Origin of the sequence: Streptomyces sp. C1-1 (assembly GCF_050214755.1) — a bacterium.
Classification (GTDB): domain Bacteria; phylum Actinomycetota; class Actinomycetes; order Streptomycetales; family Streptomycetaceae; genus Streptomyces.
The window spans coordinates 4,313,028-4,337,188 of the sequence record NZ_CP189826.1 but is presented as its reverse complement, the minus strand read 5'-3'; the positions used below and the strand labels follow the sequence as shown (position 1 = coordinate 4,337,188).

Sequence of the window (24,161 nt, the reverse complement as noted above, 5' to 3'; positions counted from 1 at the left end):
TGGCACACAGCCCCGTAACTCTTTCGAGTGACCGTCGTTGAGAGTGCGGTGGCGGTTGACGCAACAAGCGCTCGGGCGGGCGTCCGGGACGGTCGACCGCACAGGTGACGATTTCGTACCAGCCTGGAGGCTCAAGGTGACGTGCATCAGCTGCGGAGGGCGGCCATGACATCCGTCCTCGTATGCGACGACTCCCCGCTTGCCCGAGAGGCGCTGCGCCGCGCGGTCGCGACCGTGCCCGGCGTCGAGCGCGTGACGACCGCGGCCAACGGCGAGGAAGTCCTCCGCCGCTGGGGCGCGGACCGTTCGGACCTGATCCTGATGGACGTACGCATGCCCGGACTGGGCGGCGTCGAGACCGTGCGCCGGCTGCTGTCCGCCGACCCCGGGGCGCGCATCATCATGCTGACCGTCGCCGAGGATCTGGACGGCGTGGCTCTCGCGGTCGCCGCCGGGGCGCGGGGCTACCTCCACAAGGACGCCTCACGCGCGGAGTTGCGCGCGACCGTCACCCAGGCGCTCGCCGACCCGACCTGGCGGCTCGCCCCGCGGCGGCTGCGGTCCGCCGAGATGGGTGCGGCGCCGACGCTCACCGCGCGTGAGATCCAGGTGCTCGAAGGGATGAGCCACGGCCGCTCCAACGCGGAGATCGGACGCGAGCTGTTCCTGTCCGAGGACACCGTGAAGACGCACGCGCGGCGGCTGTTCAAGAAGCTGGGTGCGTCGGACCGGGCGCACGCGGTGGCGCTCGGGTTCCGGTGGGGTCTGGTTCGCTGAGAACTCGGCCGCAAAGGCCGTCGCTCTGGTGCGAGCCGTTTCGTGGCTGGTCGCGCAGTTCCCCGCGCCCCTTCAGGGCGCGGTTTGCGACGCCGGTCAAATGGCTCCGTCGGTACCCGCTGCTCGTTTCGGCGCGGATGCCGCATCCTTGAAGATGTGGAGTCTCTCGGGGACGAGTCGGTCGAGCGGAAGGGGAGGGCGCAGGGGATGAGTGCCGGCGCACCTGCTCATAACGCTTCAGTGCACAACATCGGGCGTGGTGCCACGGACCCGACGGCCTCAGGGCACCATGGACCGATGCGCGACGACGAGGCGGGCCAGGCCGCAGGGGCGATCGGGCCACTCGTCCATCGCGCCGTAGACGGGGACGAGCAGGCCACGCACGACCTGCTCGCCCATGTCCACCCGCTGGCGCTGCGGTACTGCCGCACCCGTCTGTCCCGCCTTCCGGGCGACGCGCGCCACTTCGTCGAGGACCTCGCACAGGAGGTCTGCGTCGCCGTCCTGCTCGCACTCCCGCGCTACCGGGACACCGGGCGGCCCTTCGAGGCGTTCGTCTTCGCCATCGCCGCGCACAAGGTCGCCGACCTGCAGCGGGCGGCGATGCGGCATCCGGGCTCGACCGCGGTCCCGTCCGACGAGATGCCCGAGCGGCCCGACGACTCACTGGGCCCGGAGGAGCGCGCGCTGCTCAGCAGCGACGCCGAGTGGGCCAAGAAACTGCTGGCCAACCTGCCGGAGAACCAGCGGGAGCTGCTGCTGCTGCGCATCGCGGTGGGCCTCACGGCAGAGGAGACCGGCCAGATGTTGGGAATGTCACCCGGCGCGGTCCGGGTGGCTCAGCACCGGGCCCTGAGCCGGCTCAGGGCACTGGCGGAACAGTAGTTTCCGGGCGGTCGACGCCTTTTTTGAACAGGCCGCTCGGGGATTCCGTACGAACATACGAAGCCCGAGGTCACGCGGAACCGTGGAATTCGACGGCCCTGCTTCCCGTTAGCATGGACATCCGCACCGATCAAGGCCATTTGGGGAAGGTGTCATGACTGCAAACGTCGACGGAGTGCCCGGTAAATTCGCGACACTCGGGCTGACCTACGACGACGTGCTGCTGCTGCCGGGAGCGTCCGAGGTGCTCCCCAACGCGGTCGACACCTCGTCCCGCATCTCCCGCAACGTCCGGGTCAACATCCCGCTGCTGTCGGCGGCGATGGACAAGGTGACCGAGTCCCGCATGGCCATCGCGATGGCCCGGCTCGGCGGCGTCGGCGTGCTGCACCGCAACCTCTCGGTCGAGGACCAGGTGAACCAGGTCGACCTGGTCAAGCGCTCCGAGTCCGGCATGGTCACCGACCCCATCACGGTGCATCCCGAGGCCACGCTCGCCGAGGCGGACGCCCTGTGCGCCAAGTTCCGCATCAGCGGTGTCCCCGTCACCGACCCCGCCGGCAAGCTGCTCGGCATCGTCACCAACCGTGACATGGCCTTCGAGACCGACCGCGGCCGCCAGGTGCGCGAGGTCATGACGCCGATGCCGCTGGTCACCGGCAAGGTCGGCATCTCCGGTGTGGACGCCATGGAGCTGCTGCGCCGCCACAAGATCGAGAAGCTTCCGCTGGTCGACGACGCGGGCGTCCTCAGGGGCCTGATCACCGTCAAGGACTTCGTCAAGGCGGAGAAGTACCCGAACGCCGCCAAGGACGCCGAGGGCCGTCTGCTCGTCGGTGCCGCCGTCGGCGCCAGCCCCGAGGCGCTGGAGCGCGCCCAGGCGCTCGCCGAGGCCGGCGTGGACTTCCTGGTCGTCGACACCTCGCACGGCCACAACAGCAACGCCCTCAGCTGGATGTCGAAGATCAAGTCGGCCGTGGACGTCGACGTGATCGGCGGCAACGTCGCCACCCGCGACGGCGCCCAGGCGCTGATCGACGCCGGTGTCGACGGCATCAAAGTCGGTGTGGGCCCCGGCTCCATCTGCACCACGCGCGTGGTCGCCGGCATCGGCGTCCCGCAGGTCACCGCCATCTACGAGGCCTCCCTCGCCGCCCGCCCGGCCGGCATCCCGCTGATCGGCGACGGCGGCCTGCAGTACTCCGGCGACATCGGCAAGGCCCTCGCGGCCGGTGCCGACACCGTGATGCTGGGCTCGCTGCTCGCGGGCTGCGAGGAGTCGCCCGGCGAGCTGCAGTTCATCAACGGCAAGCAGTTCAAGTCGTACCGCGGCATGGGCTCGCTCGGCGCGATGCAGTCCCGGGGCCAGGGCAAGTCTTACTCGAAGGACCGCTACTTCCAGGCCGAGGTCGCCTCCGACGACAAGCTCGTGCCCGAGGGCATCGAGGGGCAGGTGCCCTACCGCGGCCCGCTGGCCAGCGTCCTGCACCAGCTCGTCGGCGGTCTGCGCCAGACCATGGGCTACGTGGGCGCGGCGACCATCGAGGAGATGGAGTCCAAGGGCCGCTTCGTGCGGATCACCTCCGCGGGCCTGAAGGAGAGCCACCCGCACGACATCCAGATGACGGTCGAGGCGCCGAACTACAGCAGCAAGTAGGCGACAGGCGTTACCGAGGGCGGTCCCGGGAGCATCCGGGGCCGCCCTTGTCGTACCCGTCGGCGATACTGGAAGACGCTGCAACGCATCAGGGAAAGGCCACAGACGTGACTGAGATCGAGATCGGGCGCGGCAAGCGCGGCCGCCGGGCGTACGCCTTCGACGACATCGCCGTCGTCCCCAGCCGCCGTACGCGGGACCCGAAGGAGGTCTCGATCGCCTGGCAGATCGACGCCTACCGCTTCGAGCTGCCCTTCCTGGCCGCCCCCATGGACTCGGTCGTCTCCCCGGCCACCGCGATCCGCATCGGTGAGCTCGGCGGCCTGGGCGTGCTGAACCTCGAAGGCCTGTGGACGCGGCACGAGGACCCGCAGCCGCTGCTCGACGAGATCGTCGAGCTGGACGCGGACACGGCCACCCGCCGGCTCCAGGAGATCTACTCCGCCCCCATCAAGGAGGAGCTGATCGGCGCGCGCATCAAGGAGGTGCGCGACTCCGGCGTGGTCACGGCCGCCGCGCTCTCCCCGCAGCGCACCGCGCAGTTCTCCAAGGCGGTCGTGGACGCGGGCGTCGACATCTTCGTCATCCGCGGTACGACGGTCTCCGCGGAACACGTCTCCGGCTCGCACGAGCCGCTGAACCTGAAGCAGTTCATCTACGAGCTCGACGTCCCGGTGATCGTCGGCGGCTGCGCCACGTACACGGCGGCCCTGCACCTGATGCGTACGGGCGCGGCGGGCGTGCTCGTCGGCTTCGGCGGCGGCGCGGCGCACACCACGCGCAACGTGCTGGGCATCCAGGTGCCCATGGCGACCGCCGTCGCCGACGTGGCCGCCGCCCGCCGCGACTACATGGACGAGTCCGGCGGCCGGTACGTGCACGTCATCGCCGACGGCGGCGTGGGCTGGTCCGGCGACCTGCCGAAGGCGATCGCCTGCGGCGCGGACGCGGTGATGATGGGCTCGCCGCTCGCGCGCGCCACGGACGCGCCGGGCCGCGGACACCACTGGGGCATGGAAGCCGTCAACGAGGAGCTGCCGCGCGGCAAGAAGGTCGACCTCGGCACCGTCGGCACTCTCGAGGAGGTCCTCACCGGCCCCTCGCACACCCCCGACGGCTCCATGAACCTCTTCGGCGCCCTGCGCCGCGCGATGGCCACGACCGGCTACAGCGAGCTCAAGGAGTTCCAGCGCGTCGAGGTGACGGTGGCGGACTCCCAGCACCGACGGTAGGGCCCACGACGCCAAGGGGGCCGGTCACCTGATGGGTGACCGGCCCCCTTCGTGTGTCTGGGGCTTGCGCGGGCGCGTGAGGTGGTGCGGGGGCGTGCGGTTGCGTTCACGCCGAATGTCGGCCGGTCAGCCGGTCGGCTGGCGGTGTCGTGGAAGGGGGCGCCCACGGGACGTCACCGCAAGCCCACTCGCTGGGATCGGATCCGTCTGTGGATGGTGACGTGCCGGAGGAGGTGGATCCTGCGGATTTTCGTTCACCGGTGCCCGGGAGGCCACGCCGGCAGCGCCCGGGGCCCACGAAGCACGTGCGCGCCCCCTTCACAGCCGGTGCGCCGCCCCCGTCGGGGTGGCCCCCCGGGTGTCCAGCAGGAGCTGGGCCTTTACCGACAGGCCCTGCAGGTCGTAGGTGCGGTGGTGCTGGAGGAGGATGGTGAGGTCGGCGTCGGCGGCGGCCTCGTAGAGGGAGTCGGCGCGGGGGACCGGACGGTCCAGGACGTTCCAGGACGGGACGTGCGGGTCGTGGTAGCTCACCGAGGCGCCGAGTTCCATCAGGCGGACCGCGATCTCGCGGGCTGGTGTGCCCTGTTGGTCGGCGAGGTCCGGCTTGTACGTCACACCCAGAAGGAGTACGCGCGCGCCCCGCGCCGACTTGCCGTGCTCGTTGAGGAGGGCGGCCGCGCGCTGGACGACGTAGCGGGGCATCTGGCTGTTGACCTGCTGGGCCAGTTCGACCAGGCGCAGGGTGCGGCCGGCGGGGGCGGTCAGGTCCTGGGGGACGGTGTGACCGCCGACGCCGGGGCCGGGGCGGAAGGCCTGGAAACCGAACGGTTTGGTCTCCGCGCAGCGGATGACGTCCCAGAGGTCGACGCCGAGGTCGTGGCAGAGGACGGCCATCTCGTTGACGAGCGCGATGTTGACATGGCGGAAGTTCGTCTCCAGGAGCTGGACCGCCTCCGCCTCGCGCGGGCCACGCGCGCGTACCACCTTGTCGGTGAGGCGCGAGTAGAAGGCGGCCGCCGACTCCGTGCACGCGGGCGTGAGGCCGCCGATCACCTTCGGGGTGTTGGCCGGGGTGACGTCGCGGTTGCCGGGGTCGACGCGGCTGGGGGAGTAGGCGAGGTGGAAGTCGCGGCCCGCGCGCAGCCGGGAGCCCGCTTCGAGGAGGGGCCGCAGCAGCTCCTCGGTGGTGCCCGGGGGGACGGCGGACTCCAGGATGACCGTGGTGTGCGGGCGCAGCTCGGCGGCGAGGGTGCGGGCGGCCGCCTCCACCTGGGTGAGGTCGAGCGCGCCGTCGGGGCCGCGCGGGGTGGGCGCGCAGATGACGGCGGTGCGGACCCTGCCGAGCTCGGCGGGGCTGGTGGCGTGCCGGAAGCCCCCCGAGAGCATCCGGCGCAGGTCGGCCGCGCTGAGGGAGCCGGCCTCGGGGCCTGTTCGGTAGCCGACGGTCGGGATGCCGGCGGCGACGGCAGCCTGGGCCAGGGGCAGGCCGAACGGGCCGAGTCCGATGACGGCGAGATCTGCGGGCATGGCGTGGGCCGTCCTTCCCAGTAACCGAAGCGGGACAGGTGCGCAAGCCCTGTGGACAGGATGAGCGAGCGCAATGTCAGACTAGGAGTAAATATGACCGTTATGCGGGATTGGTCGGCTGTGTTTTCCGGCGGTCCCTGGAAAGTTGTCCACAGGGTGGGAGGCCGTGGTGGCTGAAGTGGGGCAAGACGGTCAGAATTTGGGCATGGGGGGTAGGACACGGGCTTCGCCCGACGGGTGCGGCCGGCGCTATCGATAGCGGGAGGCAGCAGTGAGGACAGCGACACTCGGGCCGGCGCAGCGTGCCGAGTCACTGGCGGCCATGGCCGAGCGCGAACTGGACATCCTGGTGGTGGGCGCAGGGGTGGTCGGTGCGGGCACCGCCCTGGACGCCGTGACCCGCGGCCTGTCCACCGGTCTGGTCGAGGCACGTGACTGGGCGTCCGGCACGTCCAGCAGGTCCAGCAAGCTGATCCACGGCGGCCTGCGCTATCTGGAGATGCTCGACTTCGCCCTCGTGCGCGAGGCGTTGAAGGAGCGCGGCCTGCTGCTGGAACGGCTCGCCCCGCATCTCGTGAAGCCGGTGCCGTTCCTGTACCCGCTGCAGCACCAGGGCTGGGAGCGGTTCTACGCCGGCTCGGGCGTCGCGCTCTACGACGCCATGTCGATGGCCCGCAGGCACGGCCGGGGCCTGCCCATGCACCGCCATCTGACCCGCCGTCACGCCCTGCGGGTGGCGCCGGCCCTGAAGAAGGACGCCCTGGTCGGCGCCCTGCAGTACTACGACGCCCAGGTGGACGACGCGCGGTATGTGGCCACCCTGGTGCGCACGGCCGTCGCCTACGGCGCGAAGGTCGCCAACCGCGCCCGTGTGACGGGCTTCCTGCGCGAGGGCGAGCGGGTCGTCGGCGCGCGCGTGCAGGACGTCGAGGGGGGCGGCGAGTACGAGGTCCGCGCCAAGCAGGTGGTGAACGCGACCGGTGTGTGGACCGACGACACCCAGGCGATGGTGGGGGAGCGCGGCCAGTTCCACGTCCGCGCCTCCAAGGGCATCCACCTGGTCGTGCCGAAGGACCGCGTGAACTCCTCGACCGGCCTGATCCTGCGCACGGAGAAGTCGGTCCTCTTCGTCATCCCCTGGGGCCGGCACTGGATCATCGGCACGACCGACACCGACTGGGACCTCGACAAGGCGCACCCGGCGGCGTCCAGCGCCGACATCGACTACATCCTGGATCGCGTGAACTCCGTCCTCGCGGTGCCGCTCACCCGCGACGACGTGCAGGGCGTGTACGCGGGCCTGCGTCCGCTGCTGGCCGGTGAGTCGGACGCCACCAGCAAGCTCTCGCGCGAGCACACCGTGGCCCACCCGGTGCCGGGACTGGTCGTCGTGGCCGGCGGCAAGTACACGACGTACCGGGTGATGGCCAAGGACGCGGTGGACGAGGCGGTGCACGGGCTCGACCTGCGGGTCGCCGAGTGCGTCACCGAGGACGTGCCGCTGATCGGCGCCGAGGGCTATCGCGCCCTGTGGAACGCGCGGGCCCGGATCGCGGCCCGGACGGGCCTTCACGTGGTCCGCGTGGAGCATCTGCTGAATCGCTACGGGACCATGGCGGAGGAGCTCCTCGACCTCATCGCCACCGACGCCTCGCTCGGTGAGCCCCTGCAGGCCGCCGACGACTATCTGCGCGCCGAGATCGTGTACGCCGCCTCGCACGAGGGCGCCCGGCACCTGGACGACGCGCTGACCCGGCGTACCCGCATCTCCATCGAGACCTTCGACCGCGGCACCCGCAGCGCCCGGGAGGCCGCCGAACTGATGGCGCCGGTGCTCGGCTGGGACAAGGACCAGATCGAACGCGAGGTCGAGCACTACGAGAAGCGGGTGGAGGCCGAGCGGGAGTCGCAGCGCCAGCCGGACGACCTGACGGCGGACGCGGCACGGCTGGGGGCGCCGGACATCGTGCCCCTGTGAGGCGTCGGGGGCGCTGAGCTCGGGGTGAACTCGGCGGCGGGCAGGGCGGGTTCGGGATCGCGAACCGCTGTCGCCGCCGGGTTCCCGCGCGAGGTGAGGGGGCGTCGGGCGAGGGGCGGTGGCCGTGGCGCGCAGGGGAGGAGGTGGGGGTGCGGAACCGGACGTTCCGGGTGTGCGGTGGGCCGCGGGGGCCCTGGGGCACCCTGGGCGCCGGGCACTTGTCGGGTGAGGGACAATGGGGGCTCTGTCAGGGCGGGTTGTATGAGGGGATCCATGTCGGAGGCGGAGCGGGCGGGGACATCTCGTCAGGAGACTCGTCAGGACAAGACCGAGCGTCTTCTCGCCGGGCGGTACCGGCTGGGGGCGGTGCTCGGCCGGGGCGGCATGGGCACCGTCTGGCGGGCCGAGGACGAGACCCTGGGCCGGACGGTCGCCGTCAAGGAGCTGCGGTTCCCGTCGAACATCGACGAGGACGAGAAGCGCCGGCTGATCACGCGGACGCTGCGCGAGGCCAAGGCCATCGCACGGATCCGCAACAACAGCGCGGTGACCGTCTTCGACGTGGTCGACGAGGACGACCGGCCGTGGATCGTGATGGAGCTCGTCGAGGGCAAGTCGCTCGCCGAGGTCATCCGGGAGGACGGCCTGCTAGAACCGAAGCGGGCGGCCGAGGTGGGACTCGCGATCCTCGACGTGCTGCGCTCCGCGCACCGCGAGGGCATCCTGCACCGTGACGTGAAGCCGTCCAACGTCCTGCTGGAGTCCGACACCGAGCGGGTCGTGCTCACCGACTTCGGTATCGCCCAGGTGGAGGGCGACCCGTCCATCACCTCCACCGGCATGCTCGTCGGCGCGCCCTCCTACATCTCCCCGGAGCGGGCCCGCGGCCACAAGCCGGGCCCGGCGGCCGACCTGTGGTCGCTCGGCGGACTGCTGTACGCGGCCGTCGAAGGACTGCCGCCGTACGACAAGGGGTCCGCGATCGCGACGCTGACCGCGGTGATGACTGAGCCGCTGGAGGAGCCCAAGAACGCGGGGCCGCTGAAGGACGTCATCTACGGACTGCTCAACAAGGACCCGGCGAAGCGGCTCGACGACGCGGGCGCTCGGGCGATGCTCAACGCCGTGATCCACGCGCCCGAGCCGAAGGCGGCCGAACCGGAGCCGCTGGACGCGACCAGGGTCGTGCCGATCCCGGCACAGCCCGACGGGCCCGGCCGCAAGGGCGGTTCGGGAGGCTCCGGCGGCAAGCGGGCCGAGGAGGCGGCGGAGAAGCTGCGCGGGGCGTTCCGCTCCGTGCGCAAGGCGGCGGGGGGCGCGGCGGGTGCGGCGGCCGCCTCCCGCGACAAGTCGGGCAGCGGTACGGCGGGTTCGCGGACCGGCGGCCCGGGGAACGGCGTGACCGGCACCGGCTCCCGCGGGGGCGCGTCGGGAACGGCGGGCGGGGCGTCGGCCCCGTCGCCCTCGGTGCCGGCGCCCGCGTCGAGGCCCGTTCCCCCGCCGGCGCCTCCGAAGGCTCCGGCGTCCGACAAGGCAGCCGAGTCGTCCGCGTTCTCGGCCTCGCCGTCCTCCGCGTCCCCCTCGGCGTCCTCGACCGCCGCCTCGCCCTCGGCGGGGACGAGGTCCTCGGCGGCAGGGACGAACGACCGCGGCAGCGGCGGGAGTTCCGGGTGGCCCAAGCTGACGCCGCCCGATCTGCCCGACCTCCCGCCCCGGTCCGTCCCGCGGGCACCCATCACCGACGTGGTGCCCAAGCGGACCCTGGTGATCATCGCGGTGGTGGTCGCGCTCGCCGTCATCGGGACCGTGCTGGCCCTCACGCTGGGCGGCGGCGGCTCCGACAACGGTGCCAAGCGCGGCGGCGGCAAGGCCGTCGCGAGCGCGTCCGCCGGCTCGAAGACCAAGGAGGACAAGGGCGGCGGGACCGGCACGGACGGCAGTTCCGAGAAGTCCCCGGCCGCCTCGGGCGGCGGCACGCCCAGCAACAGCCCGAGCGCGTCCGGCGGCACCGGTGCGGAGACCGGCGACGGCTCCGGAGGCGGAAGCGCCGTGGCGAAGACGTACCACGGCGGCCAGGGCTACTCGATCGGGCTGCCCAAGGGGTGGAGGTATCAGTCGACCGGGGCCGCGGGCGACCGGTTCGCCGGCCCCGACGGACAGAAGCTCCTCGTCGCCTGGACGTCCACGCCCAAGGGCGACCCCGTGGCCGACTGGCAGAACCAGGAGCGCTATATGACGCGCTCGCAGTACGACCGGATCCGCATAGAGAAGGTGGACTACCGCGGCTGGAACGCGGCCGACTGGGAGTTCACCTACCAGGAGAGCGGGACGAAGTACCGGACGATCGACCGGGGTTTCGTCGTCAACGGCCATCTCGGATATGCGCTGATGTACACCGCGAAAGCCGCCAACTGGGACAGTGACCTCCGTAAGGACACCTGGAAGACGCTCGCGAAGACGTTCGAACCGAAGTCGTAAAGCGCCTGCCCGGGGTTTGGGCCGTGAGATCTGGCAACCCCTCTCTGCCAGTTGCCTCCGGCACGTATCGTGAAGGCCTGCGGACCGTACGCATCCAGGTGCGGGCTCACAACGGTTCGCAAGTCGAACGGAATTGACCGACCGGGCGGCCGAGGGAGGCACAGTGGACGACTACGCGGGCCGGGTACTCGCCGACCGCTACCGCCTGCCGCTGCCGCCCTCCGACGAGTACGAACTCACCGAGACCCGAGCCTTCGACACCTACAGCGGGCAGGAAGTCCTCGTCCGGCAGGTGCCGTTGCCGGAGGTCGTCGAGGCGGAGGTGCTCGACGCGGAGGGGCTGCCCGAGGGGTTCCAGGCCCGCAGGCCCACGGCGCGCACGGGGACACGCAGGCCGGCCGACCCGGCCGTACGGCGGGCGGTCGAGGCCGCGCAGGCCGCCGCCCGAATACCCGACCATCCGCGGCTCGACCAGGTCTTCGACGTGTTCGCCGACGGCGGGTCGCTGTGGATCGTGAGCGAGTTGGTGGCCGCGCGGCCGCTCGCGGCGCTGCTCGCGGAGAAGCCGCTGACGCCGTACCGCGCGGCCGAGGTCGCCTCCGACGTGCTCATGGCCTTGCGGGTGCTGCACGCGCACGGCTGGGTGCACCGCAACGTCACCGCGCGCACGGTGCTCGTCTGCGACGACGGACGCGTGATGCTGACCGGCCTCGCGGTCGGGGCGGCGGAGGAAGCACTGTGCGGATACGACCCGGTACCGGCGCCGGAGGGCGACACGGGGGTCGGAGCCCTGGGGGGTCCCGCTGAGGGCGGGAACCCGGGCGGACCGGGCGGTTCCTACGGGCCCGGCGGTTCCTACGGGCCCGGCGGCTCGTCGGCGCCGGGCGGCCCGGGTGCCGACGGCGGCCCCGGCGGCCACGGCGGACCGGGCGGCCACCGGCCGGTCGACGGGACCGGGGCCGGAGCCGGTGGACTCGCCGTGTCCGGAGGGCAGGCCGGTTCCGGTGTTCACGGAGGCCTGAACGCTCAGGGCGGCCCCGGTGGTGTCGATCCCGTCGCCGCGCGCAGCGCCGCCATCAGGGCGCGTACGGCCGGCGGGCTGCCCGGCGCCGAGCCGGACACGGCGGGCGGGAGCGGCGGGACCGGTGCGCTCGCGCCCAAGGCGCTCGAGACGGGCGGGGACATCAGGGCCGCACGGGCCGGCGCGATCGCCGCGTACCGCGCGGGCGCCCGTGCCGCGGCCCGGGTGCAGGAGGCGCAGAACGGCCGGGCGGCCCTGCCCGGCGCCCGCCCGGCAGGCGAGGACGACCCCGCCGCACGGACCAACGGCACGGCGCAGCCGTACGCCACCGGCGAGGGCGGCCCTGTGCCGCCGGGGCAGATAGCCGACCCCTACGGGGTGGGTGGTGCTTCCTGGCACGGCGCGACCCCCAGGGGCGGCGCCGACGACACCGGCAACCACGTCCTGCCTCCCGGCGGCAACGGCGGCCAGGGCGGCGCCGGTTCGCAGGGAGCCGGACCCGGCATCCCGCCCCACCTCGGGACGGCCCCGCCGGCCGGACTGCCGAACGCCCCCGGCTTCGGTGCCTCACCGACGACCGACGTCCCCGCGCCGCCCGTCGGCGGACCGACCGCCGACGGCACCGACGCGGCCTCCTCCGGCCCGGGCTACGCGGCCTCCTCCGGCCCGGGCCACGCCGCCTCCGGCACGCCGGCCGATCCGCACCCCACGGCCCGCTGGGGCGACCTCGTGGCGGGCACTCCCGCTCCGCCCCGCGGTCCCGCCACCGCGCTGGCCGCCGAGCGGGCGCGGCAGGCGCGGATGGCCGTCGTCGGACCCGTGACCGAACGGTGGGCGCCCGAGCAGGCCGGGCCCGTGCACGAGAACTGGCAGCTCGCGGCGCCGATCGGGCCCGCGACCGACCTGTGGGCGCTCGGCGCGCTGCTCTTCAGGGCCGTACAGGGGCATGCGCCGTACCCCGAGGAGTCGACGGCCGAACTGGTGCAGATGGTGTGTGCCGAGCCGCCCGCCTTCGCCGAGGAATGCGGGCCGCTGCGGCCGGTCGTCGAGTCGCTGCTCCGTCAGGACCCCACCGAGCGGCTCGACTTCGAGGAGCTGCGCGGCTGGCTGCGCTCGCTGGTGCGGTCGGCGCCCGAGCCGGACGCCGGCACGCACGTCGTGCCCGCGCCGCCCGCCGACGCCAGCCGGCTGCCCGTCATCAGGCGGCGGGGCGAGCTGGTGCGCAGGCGGCGGGCCGGGCTGCCCGCGGCCACGCACGGACGGCACAAGCGCGCCAAGGAACAGGCGGGTTCGCCTCGGAGGCTGGGCCGCACCCTGCTGGTGCTGATCCTGCTTCTGCTGGCCGGCGCGATCGCCTACGCCATGCTGTTCATGCCCAAGGCGGGCGAGGACGGCGCGGCGGGCGGCGAGCGGACCGGAGCGGCCGGCAACGCGACCCCCGCGCCCCAGCGGTCGGATCAGGGCGGCAGCCGGCCCAGCCCCGAACAGACCTCGCCCACCCCGAAGCAGAGTCCCTCCCGGTCGGCCGGCTCCACCGAGCCGCAGACCACCGATCCCGCCGTCGCCGCCGGTTTCACCCTGCGCAAGGACCCGGAGGGCTTCCGGGTCGCGGTGGCGAAGGGCTGGTCGCGGGCGGGCAAGAACGCCTGGAACCAGGTGGTGTACTCGAAGGGCGACTTCCAGCTCATCGTCGTGCCCGGACGGGACGGCGCGGTGACGTACGGCAGCGACCCGATGGCCTACCAGCGGGACAAGGAGCACGAACTGCAGCCGTACCGCAGCTCCAGCTGGGCCACCGCGACCGGCCTGAGGACCATCACGGTGGGCACGCGGGTCATGGCCGAGGGGCAGTTCACCTGGACCGACGGCAGCGGACAGGACCTGTACGTGCGCAACCTCGCGATCCTCATCGACGGGCGCTACCACGTGGTGCAGGTGCGCGGTCCGGAGTCCCAGCGGGACCAGGTGACGAAGCTGTACGAGCAGGCGTACTCGACGTACACGTACACCGGTTGAGTCACCCTCCGTGACAGTCCGGTCGGTCACCGCAGAACAACCGTCACAGTGGTGTCACCTTGCCACCCCCATGGTTCCCCGCGGGCGGGCCACTCCTTAGTCTGACCCTGTCAAGACCATTGCGGGGCAACGTGAATCAGATGCAGGGCCAGCTTGTCGCGGGCCGCTACCGGCTCGCCGACTCCATCGGCAGCGGCGGCATGGGCCGTGTGTGGCGTGCGCACGACGAGGTGCTTCACCGAGCCGTCGCCATCAAGGAGTTGACCGCCGCTCTCTACGTCTCGGAGAGCGACCGGGAGCGGTTGCTCGCGCGCACGCGTGCGGAGGCCCGGGCGGCCGCCCGGATCAACCACTCCGCGGTCGTCACCGTGCACGACGTGCTCGAACACGACGGCCGCCCCTGGATCGTCATGGAGCTCGTCGAGGGCTACTCGCTCGCCGACGCCGTCAAGGAGCAGGGGCGCGTGGAGCCGGCCGAGGCCGCGCGCATCGGGCTGTGGGTGCTGCGGGCGCTGCGCGCCGCGCACTCCGCCGGAGTGCTGCACCGTGACGTCAAGCCGGGCAACGTGCTCATCGGGCACGACGGTCGCGTGCTGCTCACCGACTTCGGCATCGCGCAGATCGAGGGCGACACGACCATCACCCGCACCGGCGAGGTCGTCGGCTCGGTCGACTACCTCGCTCCCGAGCGGGTGCGCGGCCACGACCCGGGCCCGGCCTCCGACCTGTGGGCGCTGGGCGCCACGCTGTACACAGCGGTGGAGGGCCGTTCGCCGTTCCGCCGCACCTCGCCGCTGTCCACGATGCAGGCGGTCGTCGAGGAGGACGCGGCCGAGCCGAAGTTCGCCGGGCCGCTCGGGCCCGTCATGGCGGCGCTGCTGGCCAAGGACCCCGCCCAGCGGCCCGGCGCCGCCGAGGCCGAGCAGATGCTCGCCGAGGCCGCCGAGGGACGCCGGGCGGACGCGGCACAGGCATATGTGCCCACGCAACATGTGGGCGGCCGCTACGAGACGCGGACCGGCACGGGTACCGGGCCCTACAACACCGGTACGGGCCCGCAGACCGGGTCCGCGACCCCGTATCCGCCGCTGACCGGACCCACCACCGTCGGGCCCACCGGCATCGGCCCCGTGCCCGCCGCCCCGCCGAAGCGCCGACGGCTGCGCACCTTCGTCCTCGCCCTCGCCCTCGCGGTGATCGTCGCCGGCGGTACGGCCGTGGCGCTGCAGAAGTGGAACCACGGAGCGCAGTCGGACGCGGGCGGGACCTCGGGCTCCCCGAGCCCGACGCCTTCGGCCACGCCCACCGGCGGCTCCGACGGAACCGTTCCCGCCAACTGGCGGAAGGTCGACGACCCCTACGGCTTCAGCGTCTATCTCCCGCGCGGCTGGAAGCGGACGGAGGTCACCGGCACCGGAGACGTCGACCCCGACCTCCGGCAGGTCGACTACTCGCCGGACGACGGCAAGCACTTCGTGCGCATCGCCATCGACACCTCACCGGACTTCGCCGACGCCACGCAGCACCAGCAGGATCTGGAGCAGCAGCTGCAGAAGCTCGTCGACTACCACCGCGTCCAGCTGCAGAAGAACCTCTACCGCGACCGGAACGGCTCGGTGTGGGAGTACACCTGGACCGCGCTGGCCAAGGACACCAAGTTCCCGGGGCCGCGGCGCGCCATCGAGGAGACGTACATCTCCCGCGAGGGCACCGAGTACGCGATCTACGTCTCCTCGCCCGCGGCCGACTGGGCACAGTCCGCCAAGCGGTTCAAGGCGATCCTGCAGGGCTGGCAGGAGAAGACCGCGCAGTAGCGGGTTGGCCGGTCGGCGCCCCGGAGGCCGTTCGTCCGGTGCGGCATGATGGGGCGCATGGGGACCGAGGGGGCAGGCATCCGTGTCATCGCGGGCCGGTATCGGCTGGGGACGCGGCTCGGACGCGGCGGCATGGGCGTGGTGTGGCGGGCGACCGACGAACTGCTCGGCCGGCAGGTGGCGGTCAAGGAGATCCCCCTGGATGTGGACGACACCGCCTCCGAGGAGGAGGTCCGCCGCCAGCGCGACCGCGCCCTGCGTGAGGCACGTGCGGTGGCCCAGCTGCGCCACCCGCACATCATCGTCGTCCACGACGTGGTCGAGGACGACGAACGCCCTTACATCGTCATGGAGTTGATCGACGGCGGCTCCCTCGCCGACCGCATCGCCGCGCGTGGCCCGATCGAGGCGCGGGAGGCCGCCCGGATCGGCATCGGCCTGCTGAGCGCGCTGCGCACGGCGCACGATGCGGGCGTCCTGCACCGGGACATCAAGCCCGCCAACGTCCTGCTGGAGGCCGGCACCGACCGGGTCGTCCTCACCGACTTCGGCATCGCCCAGGTCGCGGGCGCCACCACGCTCACCGAGACCGGCTCCTTCGTCGGCTCGCCCGAGTACACGGCGCCGGAGCGGATGTCGGGCGCCAGGACCGGGCCGGAGTCCGACCTGTGGTCGCTGGGGGCGCTGCTGTGCACCGCCCTGAGCGGCGAGTCCCCCTTCCGGCGCGACTCGTTGGGCGGCATCCTCCACGCCGTCGTCTTCGACGAGATCCGGCCGCCCGCGCAGGCCGCCCCGCTGCTGCCCGTCGTACGCGGCCTGCTGGAGCGCGATCCGGACCGGCGGCTGGACGCGGCGCAGGCCGAGCGGATGCTTCGCGCCTTCCGCGACACGGGCCGCACCCCGGACGCGCCGCCGTCCGACTACACCCCCACCCAGCGGGACGTGCCCCGCCGGGCCCCGCTCCCGTCCCCGCCCCCGCCGGCACCGGCCCCGGCGCCGGCGGCGGAGAACCGGCGCTCCACCCGGGGCGTGCTGGTGGCGGCGCTGCTGGTCGCCGCGATGGCCGGGGCCGGAGTGTCGGCGGCGGCGCTGCTGATGCACCGCGGCGGCGGCGACGGAGGCGGCACGCCGTCGAGCAAGGGGCCGGGTACGTCGGTGAGCGCGTCGCCGACGCCGAGCACCCGGCGTCCGTCCGCCACCCCGAGCCGGTCCGCCACCCCCACCACAACGGCGAAGGGACCCTCCGCGCCCTCCGGCTACCGGGTCGCCGACGACCCGGCCGGCTTCTCCCTCGCCGTACCGGAGTCCTTCACCCGCGAGCCGCAGGGGGAGCGGATCTTCTATCTGTCCCCGGGCGGAACCTTCCGGCTCGGCATCAAGACCGCCGACCCGCAGACGGGCGGCCCGCTCGCGGTGATGCGGCGTTCGGCCGCCAAGGGCCCGGACAACAACCCCGGCTACCACGACGGAAAGGTCACCCCGACCACGCACGCCGGGCACCCCGCCGCCCTGTGGGAGTTCACCTGGAACGGCTTCAGCACGGCGGAGGGCCCCCGGCACACCTACGACCTGTGCTGGGAGGAGGGCGGCCGGATGTACGACGTGTGGGTGTCGGCGCCGGTCGGGAAGGTGCGGGAGGCGAAGGAGTACTTCGACGTGGCCGTGGACACCTTCACGGGCGGGCAGCGCTAGGGCTCTAGGTCACGGGTCTGTGACCGGAACCGGCCAACCCTGGATGCGCGGGTGGGTGGCGCGATATGGATGTCCTCATGAGCGCCAACGGGGGCGTCGGCCACGAGTCCGACGACACGACGAGTTTTGTCCTGCAGCCTCCCGTGCCCCGGCCTTCCCCGCCCGCGCGGCCGGAACCCGGCGCGGACCGGCTCATCGCGGGCCGGTACCGCCTGCTCGGCAAGCTCGGGCACGGTGGCATGGGCACGGTGTGGCGGGCCAAGGACGAGACCGTGGACCGCGAGGTCGCCGTCAAGGAACCGCGCGTCCCGGACCACCTGCCCGAGCGGGAGCGGGACAAGGTCTTCGAGCGGATGCGCCGAGAGGCCCGCGCCGCTGCCCGCCTGGACCATCCCGCGGTGGTCAACGTCCATGACGTGGCCGTGGTCGACGGCCGGCCGTGGATCGTCATGGAGCTGGTGCACGGCCGCTCGCTCGGCGACGCCCTGCGGGAGGGCACGCTCGGGGCGCGGGAGGCGGCCCGGATCGGCCTGGAGGTGCTCGGCGCGCTGGAGGCCGCGCACGCGGCGGGCGTCCTGCACCGTGACGTCAAGCCGGACAACATCCTGCTCGGCCGGCACGGCCGCATCGTCCTCACCGACTTCGGCATCGCGCAGATCGAGGGCGAGACGAACCTGACTGACACCGGGGGCTTCGTCGGTTCGCCCGAGTACATCGCGCCGGAGCGGGTGCTGGGCCAGCGTCCCGGCCCGGCGTCCGACCTGTGGTCCCTCGGCGTCGTCCTGTACGCGGCGACGGAGGGCGTCTCCCCGTTCCGCCGCAGCAACACCCCGGCCACGCTCCAGTCGGTGCTCAACGCGATGCCGGCCCCGCCCGCCTCGGCGTCGGGCCCGCTGGCGGAGGTGATCACCGGCCTGCTGCACAAGGACCCGGCGCACCGGCCGGACGCCGCCCGGGTGCGCGCCCTCCTGGAGGCGGCGGCGAACCCGCCGGCGCCGGTGCCGACGCAGCAGGTGACGTACGCCGATCCGGGCGCGGCGGGCGCCGGGCGCGGCATCCGACCGGGCCGTGGCGCGCTGCTGGGCGGGGGCGTGGCGGCGGTGGTCGCGGCGGCGCTGGCGTACGTGCTGATCGCGAACCCGTTCGCGGGCCCGCTGCCCGGCGGCTGGACCAGGCACCACGAGAAGGAGGTCACGGCGACCCTTCCCGTCCCGCACGACTACCGCAGGTCGGGGCCGGACGGGAAGGACGACAAGACCCACTGGGTGGCCTACAGCGACGCGAGCGGCGCCATCACCGTCGGTCTGACGGTGATCCGGAAGAGCGACGACAACGCGTATTCCATCAAGGGTTCCGCGGCCGCGCAGATGTACGACGACGACGGCACGTTCAAGGAGTCCGGCGACTACAGCCTCCAGATGCCGGAGCGCCCGAGGACCGAGACGCAGCCGTCCCTGACGTACCACGGCCGCAAGGCCGCCAAGAACAAGGTCGTCTACCACACCGACGACTCGCAGAACCCGCTGCCGCGCGAGGCGCAGATCTTCTACTACAAGTCGACGGCGGGCGACATGTACAAGCTGACGGTCGTCTACCCGGGCAAGGGCGACTTCACCGACCGGGGACGCGAGGTGGCGCGGACGGTGCTGGCCAACTGGGGCGTGGACAAGCTCTAGGCGGGCGCGAGCCGGCTGCGGTAGGTCCCGGGGGTCATCCCGAACTCCCGCTTGAACGCGTGCGAGAGGGCGTACGGCGTCCCGTATCCGGCCTCCCGGGCCACCGCCGCGAGCGGCGCGTCGCTGGCGCGCAGCCGGGTCGCCGCCAGCGTCAGCCGCCACCACGTCAGGTAGGCCATCGGTGGCCGGCCGACCAGGGCCGTGAAGCGGCGGGCCAGCGTCGCCCGCGACACCCCGGCCTCCGCCGCCAGCCGGTCGTTGGTCCACGCTGCCGCCGGATCGGTGTGCAGGGCGCGCAGCGCCGCCGTCGTCACGGGATCGCTCAGGACCGTCGGCCAGGCCCCGGTGCGCGCCTGTGCCATCCACGCCCGCACCATGTAGACCAGCAGCAGGTCGAGGAGGCTCGGCAGGGCCAGGCACGACCCCGGGCGCCGTTCGTCCAGCTCGCGGGCCAACAGGTCGACGGCGGAGCGGAGTTCGGGGTGCGCGCCGACCCGGTTGGGCAGGTGGACGACCTGCGGGAGCTCCGCCAGCAGGGGGTGCACACGGCTGCTGTCGAGGCGGTACTTGCCGCACACCAGCTCCACCTCGCCCCGTCCGTCCGCATCGCGCGGTGGCCGGCGCATCTCCTCGAACGGCACCGCGGCCGCCGTGTCCCCGGGGGAGTCCGCGAGCACATGCCCCGCCCCGTGCGGCAGCAGTACGACGTCCCCGGCGCCCAGCGTCACCGGCTCACCGTCCCCGTCCGGCCGCAGCCAGCAGCCGCCCGCGAGGACGACGTGGAACCCGGCCCCGTCGTACGGGGCGAGCCGCGTGCACCACGTCCCGCCCACTCGCAGCCGGTTGGAGGAGGGCTGTCCGATGCGCACGGCGGAGATCGCGTCACTCACCACGTCCATGAGACGTAAGCGTATCGGAGTGAGCGGAAGAAGCATTGGAAAGCTCATGTTCGCGCTTCTAGCGTGAAGGCATGGCTGATGACAACACGCAGGTTTTCATGATCGGGGACGTCGAGGTCCGCAGGGTCGTCGAATGGCAGGCGCCGTACGCGCCCGCCCGCGAGCTCGTGCCGGGCGTCGAGGCGGAGGTGTGGGAGGGCAACCGCCGGTGGCTGAGCCCCGACCACTGGGACCCGGAGACCGGACAGGCCATGGTCGCCCTGCAGACCTGGGTGCTGCGCAGCGCGGGACGGACCGTGCTGGTGGACACGGGGGTCGGGCACGGGCGGGAGCGGCCCGGGAACCCCTTCTTCCACCGGCGGAGCGGGGTGGGGCTGCCCGCGCGGCTGGAGACGCCGGCCGGTGTGCGGACCGAGGACGTCGACCTCGTGATCAACACCCACATCCACGGCGACCACGTCGGCTGGAACACCCATGACGTGGACGGCACCTGGAGGCCCACCTTCCCCGCGGCCACCTATCTCCTCCCCGCCGCCGACGACCACCACTTCGGCCCCCGCGGCGGCTACGGCGGCGGGCTGCGCCCCGACGACCGGCTGGTCTACGAGGACAGCATCGCCCCCGTGCACAGGTCCGGGCAGGCCCGGCTGTGGGACGGGCAGCACCGAATCGACGAGAACCTCACCCTCGAAGCGGCCCCCGGGCACACTCCGGGCTCCTCGGTGCTGCGCGTGGCCTCCCGCGGCGAACACGCCGTATTCGTCGGCGACCTGCTGCACAGCCCGGTCCAGATCCTGCGCCCCGAGTGCAGCAGCTGCTTCTGCCTGGACCCGAAGCAGGCCGCCGCCAGCCGTCGGCGGGTGCTGGAACGGGCGGCGGACGAGCGGGAGTTGGTGGTGCCCGCGCACTTCGGCGGGGCGGGCGTCGTCGAAGTGCGGCGCAGGGGAAGCTCGTTCGAGGTGGTCGACCGGACACCGTAGTGCCGGCCGCGTCGACAAGGCCGTGCCTCGCACGGTAGTCATGAGGCATGAGTGCAGGCGGTGAACATACGCGCGAGGGCCGGTTGCTCGGTGGACGCTACCGGCTGACCGAGCGCATCGGATCGGGCGGCATGGGCACCGTGTGGCAGGCCCACGACGAGCTCGTGGACCGGGACGTCGCCGTCAAGGAGCCCCGGCTGCCAGGCGATCCGCAGGACGAGCACCGGCAGCGGGCCGCCCACCGCCTCTACCGCGAGGCCCGCGCCGCCGCCCGCGTCGACCATCCCGCCGCCGTCTCCATCCACGACGTCGTGGTCGAGGAGGGCGGACTCCCCTGGATCGTCATGGAGTTGGTCCGCGGCGAGTCCCTGCACGAGGTGCTGCGGCGCGGCCCGGTGGACGCCCGGGAAGCGGCCCGTATCGGACTGGCCGTCCTCAGGGCCCTGGGCGCCGCGCACGCGGTCGGCATCGTCCACCGGGACGTCAAGCCCGCCAACGTCCTGCTCGGCCCGCACGGCCGCGTCGTCCTCACGGACTTCGGCATCGCGCACGTGCAGGGCGAGGAGTCCCTCACGATGAGCGGGGAGTTCGTCGGCTCGCTGGAGTTCGTGGCGCCGGAGCGGATGTCGGGTCGCAGCGCCGGTCCCCCCTCCGACCTGTGGTCACTGGGCGTCCTGCTGTACGCGGCCGTGGAAGGGGCTTCGCCGTTCCGGCGTACGACGGTGGAGTCCACCCTCGCCGCGGTCATCGCCTGCGAGCCGCCCGAACCGAAGCAGGCCGGCCCGCTCGGGCCGCTGATCGCACGGCTGCTGGTGAAGGACCCCGAGCGGCGGCCCGGCGCGGAGGAGACGGAGGCCGTACTGGAGGCGGTGGCCGAGGGGTGGCCGGTGCCGGTCCTCGCCACCGGTGAGGTGACGGAACCTCAGGAAGCCTCGCGGCTGGCGGAGTTCGGCGACGACTCGGGGACCGTCCGGCTGGGCGGAGGGGTACCGGCACCGGAGACCGGCCCCGCGGCCGTACCGGAACCGGAGACCGGCCCCGCGGCCGTACCGGAACCGGAGACCGGCCCCGCGGCCGTACCGGAACCGGAGACCGCCACCGTCGCCCCCGCGCCGAAGCGCCCCGTCCTGCGTCGTCGCGCCGCTCTCGCCGCGGTCGCCGCCCTCCTCGTCGGCGGCACCTGGTTCGCCGCGTCCCGGTTCGCCGAGCCCGGCGGCGAGTCCGTCGCCGGACACACCGCCACCTACCGGTCGGCCCCGGCCCGCGCGACCCCCTCCGGCGCCGCGTCCTCCGCCACCGGCACCTGGGTCGCCCACCCCGAGAACGACATGGACGCCGTCCTCTCCCTCCCCGCCGCCTACCGGGAGTCCGCCCGCGAAGGCGGCACCGGCGGCCGGCCCCGGCTCGTCGTCTACGACAACGGGCTCGTCCAGGTCCGCCTCACCGAGTGGGACCGGGCCCCCGGCAACCCGTTCGAGGCCGCGAAGAAGGCCTTCGACACCTGGAACGGCGCCTACCACGACGCGAGCGGCTCGCAGTACCGCACCGCCTACCAGGGCCTCGACGCGGCCGTCGCCGACACCGCCTACGGGCTGAAGGAGACCCCGACCCGGGTCGTGCAGCTCTTCGTCGTCACCGAGGACGACCGCATGTACGAGCTGCGCGTGGACATGCCGAAGGGCACCCCCAGCGAGCGGAAGGGCATGGCGGTGTTCAAGGAGGCCCGTGACCGGCTCATGATCGGAAAAAGCCGGACCACCGCCCCCTCAGCCCGCCCAACGCCCTGATCAGCGCAAACCTTGCCAGTGACCACTGGCGCCGTGTGAGTACTCGGTGAAGCCGCGTTACCGACGGGTACCCAAAGGCTCCGCCGCGGCATACCCTGCGCCTCATGACGGACGCGCAGGCCCCGGCCAAGACCGGCACCAATCCCCTCGCCCCCGCCCCGGAGGGCGCCCGTACCGCCGCTGACGTGGTCACCCCCGAGCTGGTCGCCCAGCTCACCAAGGGTGTGGTCGGCTCCGGCCGCACCGCCAACCACACGCCGTTCACCGGCGAGAAGCTGGCCGACCTGCCCGAGTCCACGCCCGCGGACGTGGAGAAGGCCTTCCAGGCGGCCCGCCGGGCCCAGGCGGTGTGGGAGCGGACGCCGGTACGGCAGCGCGCCGCCGTCCTGCTCCGCTTCCACGACCTGGTCCTGGAGCGTCAGGCGGAGGTCCTGGACCTCATCCAGCTGGAGACCGGCAAGGCCCGGCTGCACGCCCACGAGGAGGTGCAGGCCGTCGCCGTCGCGGCCCGCCACTACGGCCGCAAGGCCCCCTCCTACCTCAGGCCCAAGCACCACGCGGGCGCCATGCCCACCCTGACCAGGGTCACCGAGCTGCGCCACCCGCGCGGTGTCGTGGGCCAGATCGCCCCCTGGAACTACCCCCTGGAGCTGTCGGTCGGCGACGCGCTGCCCGCCTTCGCCGCCGGCAACGCGGTCGTCATGAAGCCGGACACCGAGACCTGCCTGACCGCCCTGTGGGCCCGCGACCTGCTCATCGAGGCGGGGCTGCCCGCCGACGTTTTCCAGGTCGTCATCGGCGACGGTCCGGTCGTCGGCCCCGAGATCGTCAAGCACGCCGACTACGTCTCCTTCACCGGCTCCACCCGCACCGGCCGCGAGGTCGCCCAGGGCGCCGCCGCCCGCCTGGTCGGCGTCTCCCTCGAACTCGGCGGCAAGAACGCCATGCTGGTCCTGGAGGACGCCGACATCGAGAAGGCGGCCGCCGGCGCCGTCCGCGCCTGCTTCTCCTCCGCGGGCCAGCTGTGCATCTCCATCGAGCGGCTGTACGTCCACGAGTCGATCGCCGACGCCTTCCTGGAGCGCTTCGCCGCCCGCACCAGGGCCATGCGGCTCGGCAGGTCCCTCGCCTACGGCGCCGACATGGGCTCGCTGGTGGGGGAGCGGCAGCTGGAGACCGTCACCCGGCACGTCGACGAGGCCGTCGCCAAGGGCGCCAAGCTCGTCGCCGGCGGGGTCGCCCGCCCCGACATCGGCCCCTACTTCTTCGAGCCGACGATCCTCGACGGTGTGACCGAGCCGATGGCGGTGTGCACCGAGGAGACCTTCGGCCCGGTCGTCTCCGTCTACCGCTTCAGCACGGAGGACGAGGCCATCGAGCAGGCCAACTCCACCGCGTACGGCCTGAACTCGTCGGTCTGGACGAAGAACGGCTCCCGCGGCCGCGCGGTCGCCGCCCGCCTGCGCACCGGTACCGTCAACGTCAACGAGGGCTACGCGCCCGCCTACGGCAGCGTCCAGTCCCCGATGGGCGGGATGAAGGACTCCGGCCTCGGCCGCCGGCACGGCTCCGAGGGCATCCTCAAGTACACGGAGGCCCAGACGGTGGCCCAGCAGCGGCTGCTCCCGATGGCCCCGTCGCTGGGGATGGACGACGAGAAGTACGCCGCGTTCATGAGCCGGAGCCTGCGGCTGATGAAGGCCCTGCGCTTCAAGTAGGCACACCCCTTCCGACCACCCGTT

Annotated in this window: 15 protein-coding genes; 13 read left to right on the top strand and 2 right to left on the bottom strand. The window is 73.0% G+C overall.

Annotated elements, in window-relative coordinates; all coding sequences use genetic code 11:
• Positions 1-165: 165 nt before the first annotated feature.
• The 4 genes from ACQF4J_RS19615 to ACQF4J_RS19600 all read left to right on the top strand — a co-directional run bounded on the left by ACQF4J_RS19615 (position 166) and on the right by ACQF4J_RS19600 (position 4,551).
• The gene (locus ACQF4J_RS19615) at positions 166-777 is read left to right on the top strand and encodes a response regulator transcription factor (RefSeq protein WP_003948568.1); all 612 of its coding nucleotides are present in this window, start codon (positions 166-168) and stop codon (positions 775-777) included.
• A gap of 297 nt (positions 778-1,074) precedes the next feature.
• Positions 1,075-1,662, top strand: a complete 588-nt coding sequence (locus tag ACQF4J_RS19610; protein WP_351562665.1) for a sigma-70 family RNA polymerase sigma factor — start codon at positions 1,075-1,077, stop codon at positions 1,660-1,662.
• 154 nt (positions 1,663-1,816) lie between these two features.
• Positions 1,817-3,319: an IMP dehydrogenase gene (gene guaB, locus ACQF4J_RS19605; protein ID WP_427166327.1), complete on the top strand. Its 1,503-nt coding sequence runs from the start codon at positions 1,817-1,819 to the stop codon at positions 3,317-3,319.
• A gap of 107 nt (positions 3,320-3,426) precedes the next feature.
• Entirely contained in the window at positions 3,427-4,551 is a 1,125-nt protein-coding gene (locus ACQF4J_RS19600) for a GuaB3 family IMP dehydrogenase-related protein (protein WP_351562661.1), read from the top strand.
• Between the two features lie 318 nt (positions 4,552-4,869).
• Here the strand turns inward: ACQF4J_RS19600 and ACQF4J_RS19595 are convergent, their stop codons facing one another.
• Positions 4,870-6,078, bottom strand: a complete 1,209-nt coding sequence (locus ACQF4J_RS19595; protein ID WP_351562659.1) for a nucleotide sugar dehydrogenase — start codon at positions 6,076-6,078, stop codon at positions 4,870-4,872.
• A 271-nt stretch (positions 6,079-6,349) separates the two neighbouring features.
• On the opposite strand from ACQF4J_RS19595, the gene ACQF4J_RS19590 reads away from it, so the two are divergent.
• The 6 genes from ACQF4J_RS19590 (at position 6,350) to ACQF4J_RS19565 (ending at position 18,753) form a co-directional block, all read left to right on the top strand.
• Entirely contained in the window at positions 6,350-8,056 is a 1,707-nt protein-coding gene (locus ACQF4J_RS19590; RefSeq protein WP_351562657.1) for a glycerol-3-phosphate dehydrogenase/oxidase, read from the top strand.
• A gap of 273 nt (positions 8,057-8,329) precedes the next feature.
• Complete coding sequence (locus ACQF4J_RS19585; RefSeq protein ID WP_351562655.1) at positions 8,330-10,534, top strand: serine/threonine-protein kinase; 2,205 nt, start codon at positions 8,330-8,332, stop codon at positions 10,532-10,534.
• A gap of 163 nt (positions 10,535-10,697) precedes the next feature.
• Positions 10,698-13,571 carry a protein kinase gene (locus tag ACQF4J_RS19580; RefSeq protein WP_427166324.1) on the top strand — a complete coding sequence of 958 codons (2,874 nt, stop codon included), beginning with the start codon at positions 10,698-10,700 and terminating at the stop codon, positions 13,569-13,571.
• 140 nt (positions 13,572-13,711) lie between these two features.
• Positions 13,712-15,385 (top strand): serine/threonine-protein kinase, encoded by a 1,674-nt coding sequence (locus ACQF4J_RS19575; protein WP_427166322.1) that lies wholly within the window; start codon positions 13,712-13,714, stop codon positions 15,383-15,385.
• Between the two features lie 57 nt (positions 15,386-15,442).
• Positions 15,443-17,077, top strand: a complete 1,635-nt coding sequence (locus tag ACQF4J_RS19570; protein ID WP_427166320.1) for a serine/threonine-protein kinase — start codon at positions 15,443-15,445, stop codon at positions 17,075-17,077.
• 77 nt (positions 17,078-17,154) lie between these two features.
• Complete coding sequence (locus ACQF4J_RS19565) at positions 17,155-18,753, top strand: serine/threonine-protein kinase (protein WP_351806669.1); 1,599 nt, start codon at positions 17,155-17,157, stop codon at positions 18,751-18,753.
• Here the strand turns inward: ACQF4J_RS19565 and ACQF4J_RS19560 are convergent.
• Complete coding sequence (locus ACQF4J_RS19560; protein ID WP_427166319.1) at positions 18,750-19,652, bottom strand: AraC family transcriptional regulator; 903 nt, start codon at positions 19,650-19,652, stop codon at positions 18,750-18,752. The genes ACQF4J_RS19565 and ACQF4J_RS19560 overlap by 4 nt on opposite strands.
• 71 nt (positions 19,653-19,723) lie before the next feature.
• On the opposite strand from ACQF4J_RS19560, the gene ACQF4J_RS19555 reads away from it, so the two are divergent.
• The 3 genes from ACQF4J_RS19555 (at position 19,724) to ACQF4J_RS19545 (ending at position 24,137) form a co-directional block, all read left to right on the top strand.
• The gene (locus ACQF4J_RS19555; protein WP_351562640.1) at positions 19,724-20,632 is read left to right on the top strand and encodes an MBL fold metallo-hydrolase; all 909 of its coding nucleotides are present in this window, start codon (positions 19,724-19,726) and stop codon (positions 20,630-20,632) included.
• Between the two features lie 47 nt (positions 20,633-20,679).
• The gene (locus ACQF4J_RS19550; RefSeq protein WP_427166316.1) at positions 20,680-22,419 is read left to right on the top strand and encodes a protein kinase domain-containing protein; all 1,740 of its coding nucleotides are present in this window, start codon (positions 20,680-20,682) and stop codon (positions 22,417-22,419) included.
• Between the two features lie 104 nt (positions 22,420-22,523).
• The gene (locus tag ACQF4J_RS19545; RefSeq protein WP_351562636.1) at positions 22,524-24,137 is read left to right on the top strand and encodes a succinic semialdehyde dehydrogenase; all 1,614 of its coding nucleotides are present in this window, start codon (positions 22,524-22,526) and stop codon (positions 24,135-24,137) included.
• The last annotated feature ends 24 nt before the right edge of the window (positions 24,138-24,161 follow it).

What these genes read in the sequence shown, in the direction of transcription:
- ACQF4J_RS19615 (WP_003948568.1), top strand. Translation starts at nt 166, where the DNA reads ATGACATCCGTCCTCGTATGCGACGACTCCCCGCTTGCCCGAGAGGCG.
- ACQF4J_RS19610 (WP_351562665.1), top strand. Translation starts at nt 1,075, where the DNA reads ATGCGCGACGACGAGGCGGGCCAGGCCGCAGGGGCGATCGGGCCACTC.
- guaB (WP_427166327.1), top strand. Translation starts at nt 1,817, where the DNA reads ATGACTGCAAACGTCGACGGAGTGCCCGGTAAATTCGCGACACTCGGG.
- ACQF4J_RS19595 (WP_351562659.1), bottom strand. Translation starts at nt 6,078, where the DNA reads ATGCCCGCAGATCTCGCCGTCATCGGACTCGGCCCGTTCGGCCTGCCC.
- ACQF4J_RS19585 (WP_351562655.1), top strand. Translation starts at nt 8,330, where the DNA reads ATGTCGGAGGCGGAGCGGGCGGGGACATCTCGTCAGGAGACTCGTCAG.
- ACQF4J_RS19575 (WP_427166322.1), top strand. Translation starts at nt 13,712, where the DNA reads ATGCAGGGCCAGCTTGTCGCGGGCCGCTACCGGCTCGCCGACTCCATC.
- ACQF4J_RS19570 (WP_427166320.1), top strand. Translation starts at nt 15,443, where the DNA reads ATGGGGACCGAGGGGGCAGGCATCCGTGTCATCGCGGGCCGGTATCGG.
- ACQF4J_RS19565 (WP_351806669.1), top strand. Translation starts at nt 17,155, where the DNA reads ATGAGCGCCAACGGGGGCGTCGGCCACGAGTCCGACGACACGACGAGT.
- ACQF4J_RS19560 (WP_427166319.1), bottom strand. Translation starts at nt 19,652, where the DNA reads ATGGACGTGGTGAGTGACGCGATCTCCGCCGTGCGCATCGGACAGCCC.
- ACQF4J_RS19555 (WP_351562640.1), top strand. Translation starts at nt 19,724, where the DNA reads ATGGCTGATGACAACACGCAGGTTTTCATGATCGGGGACGTCGAGGTC.
- ACQF4J_RS19550 (WP_427166316.1), top strand. Translation starts at nt 20,680, where the DNA reads ATGAGTGCAGGCGGTGAACATACGCGCGAGGGCCGGTTGCTCGGTGGA.
- ACQF4J_RS19545 (WP_351562636.1), top strand. Translation starts at nt 22,524, where the DNA reads ATGACGGACGCGCAGGCCCCGGCCAAGACCGGCACCAATCCCCTCGCC.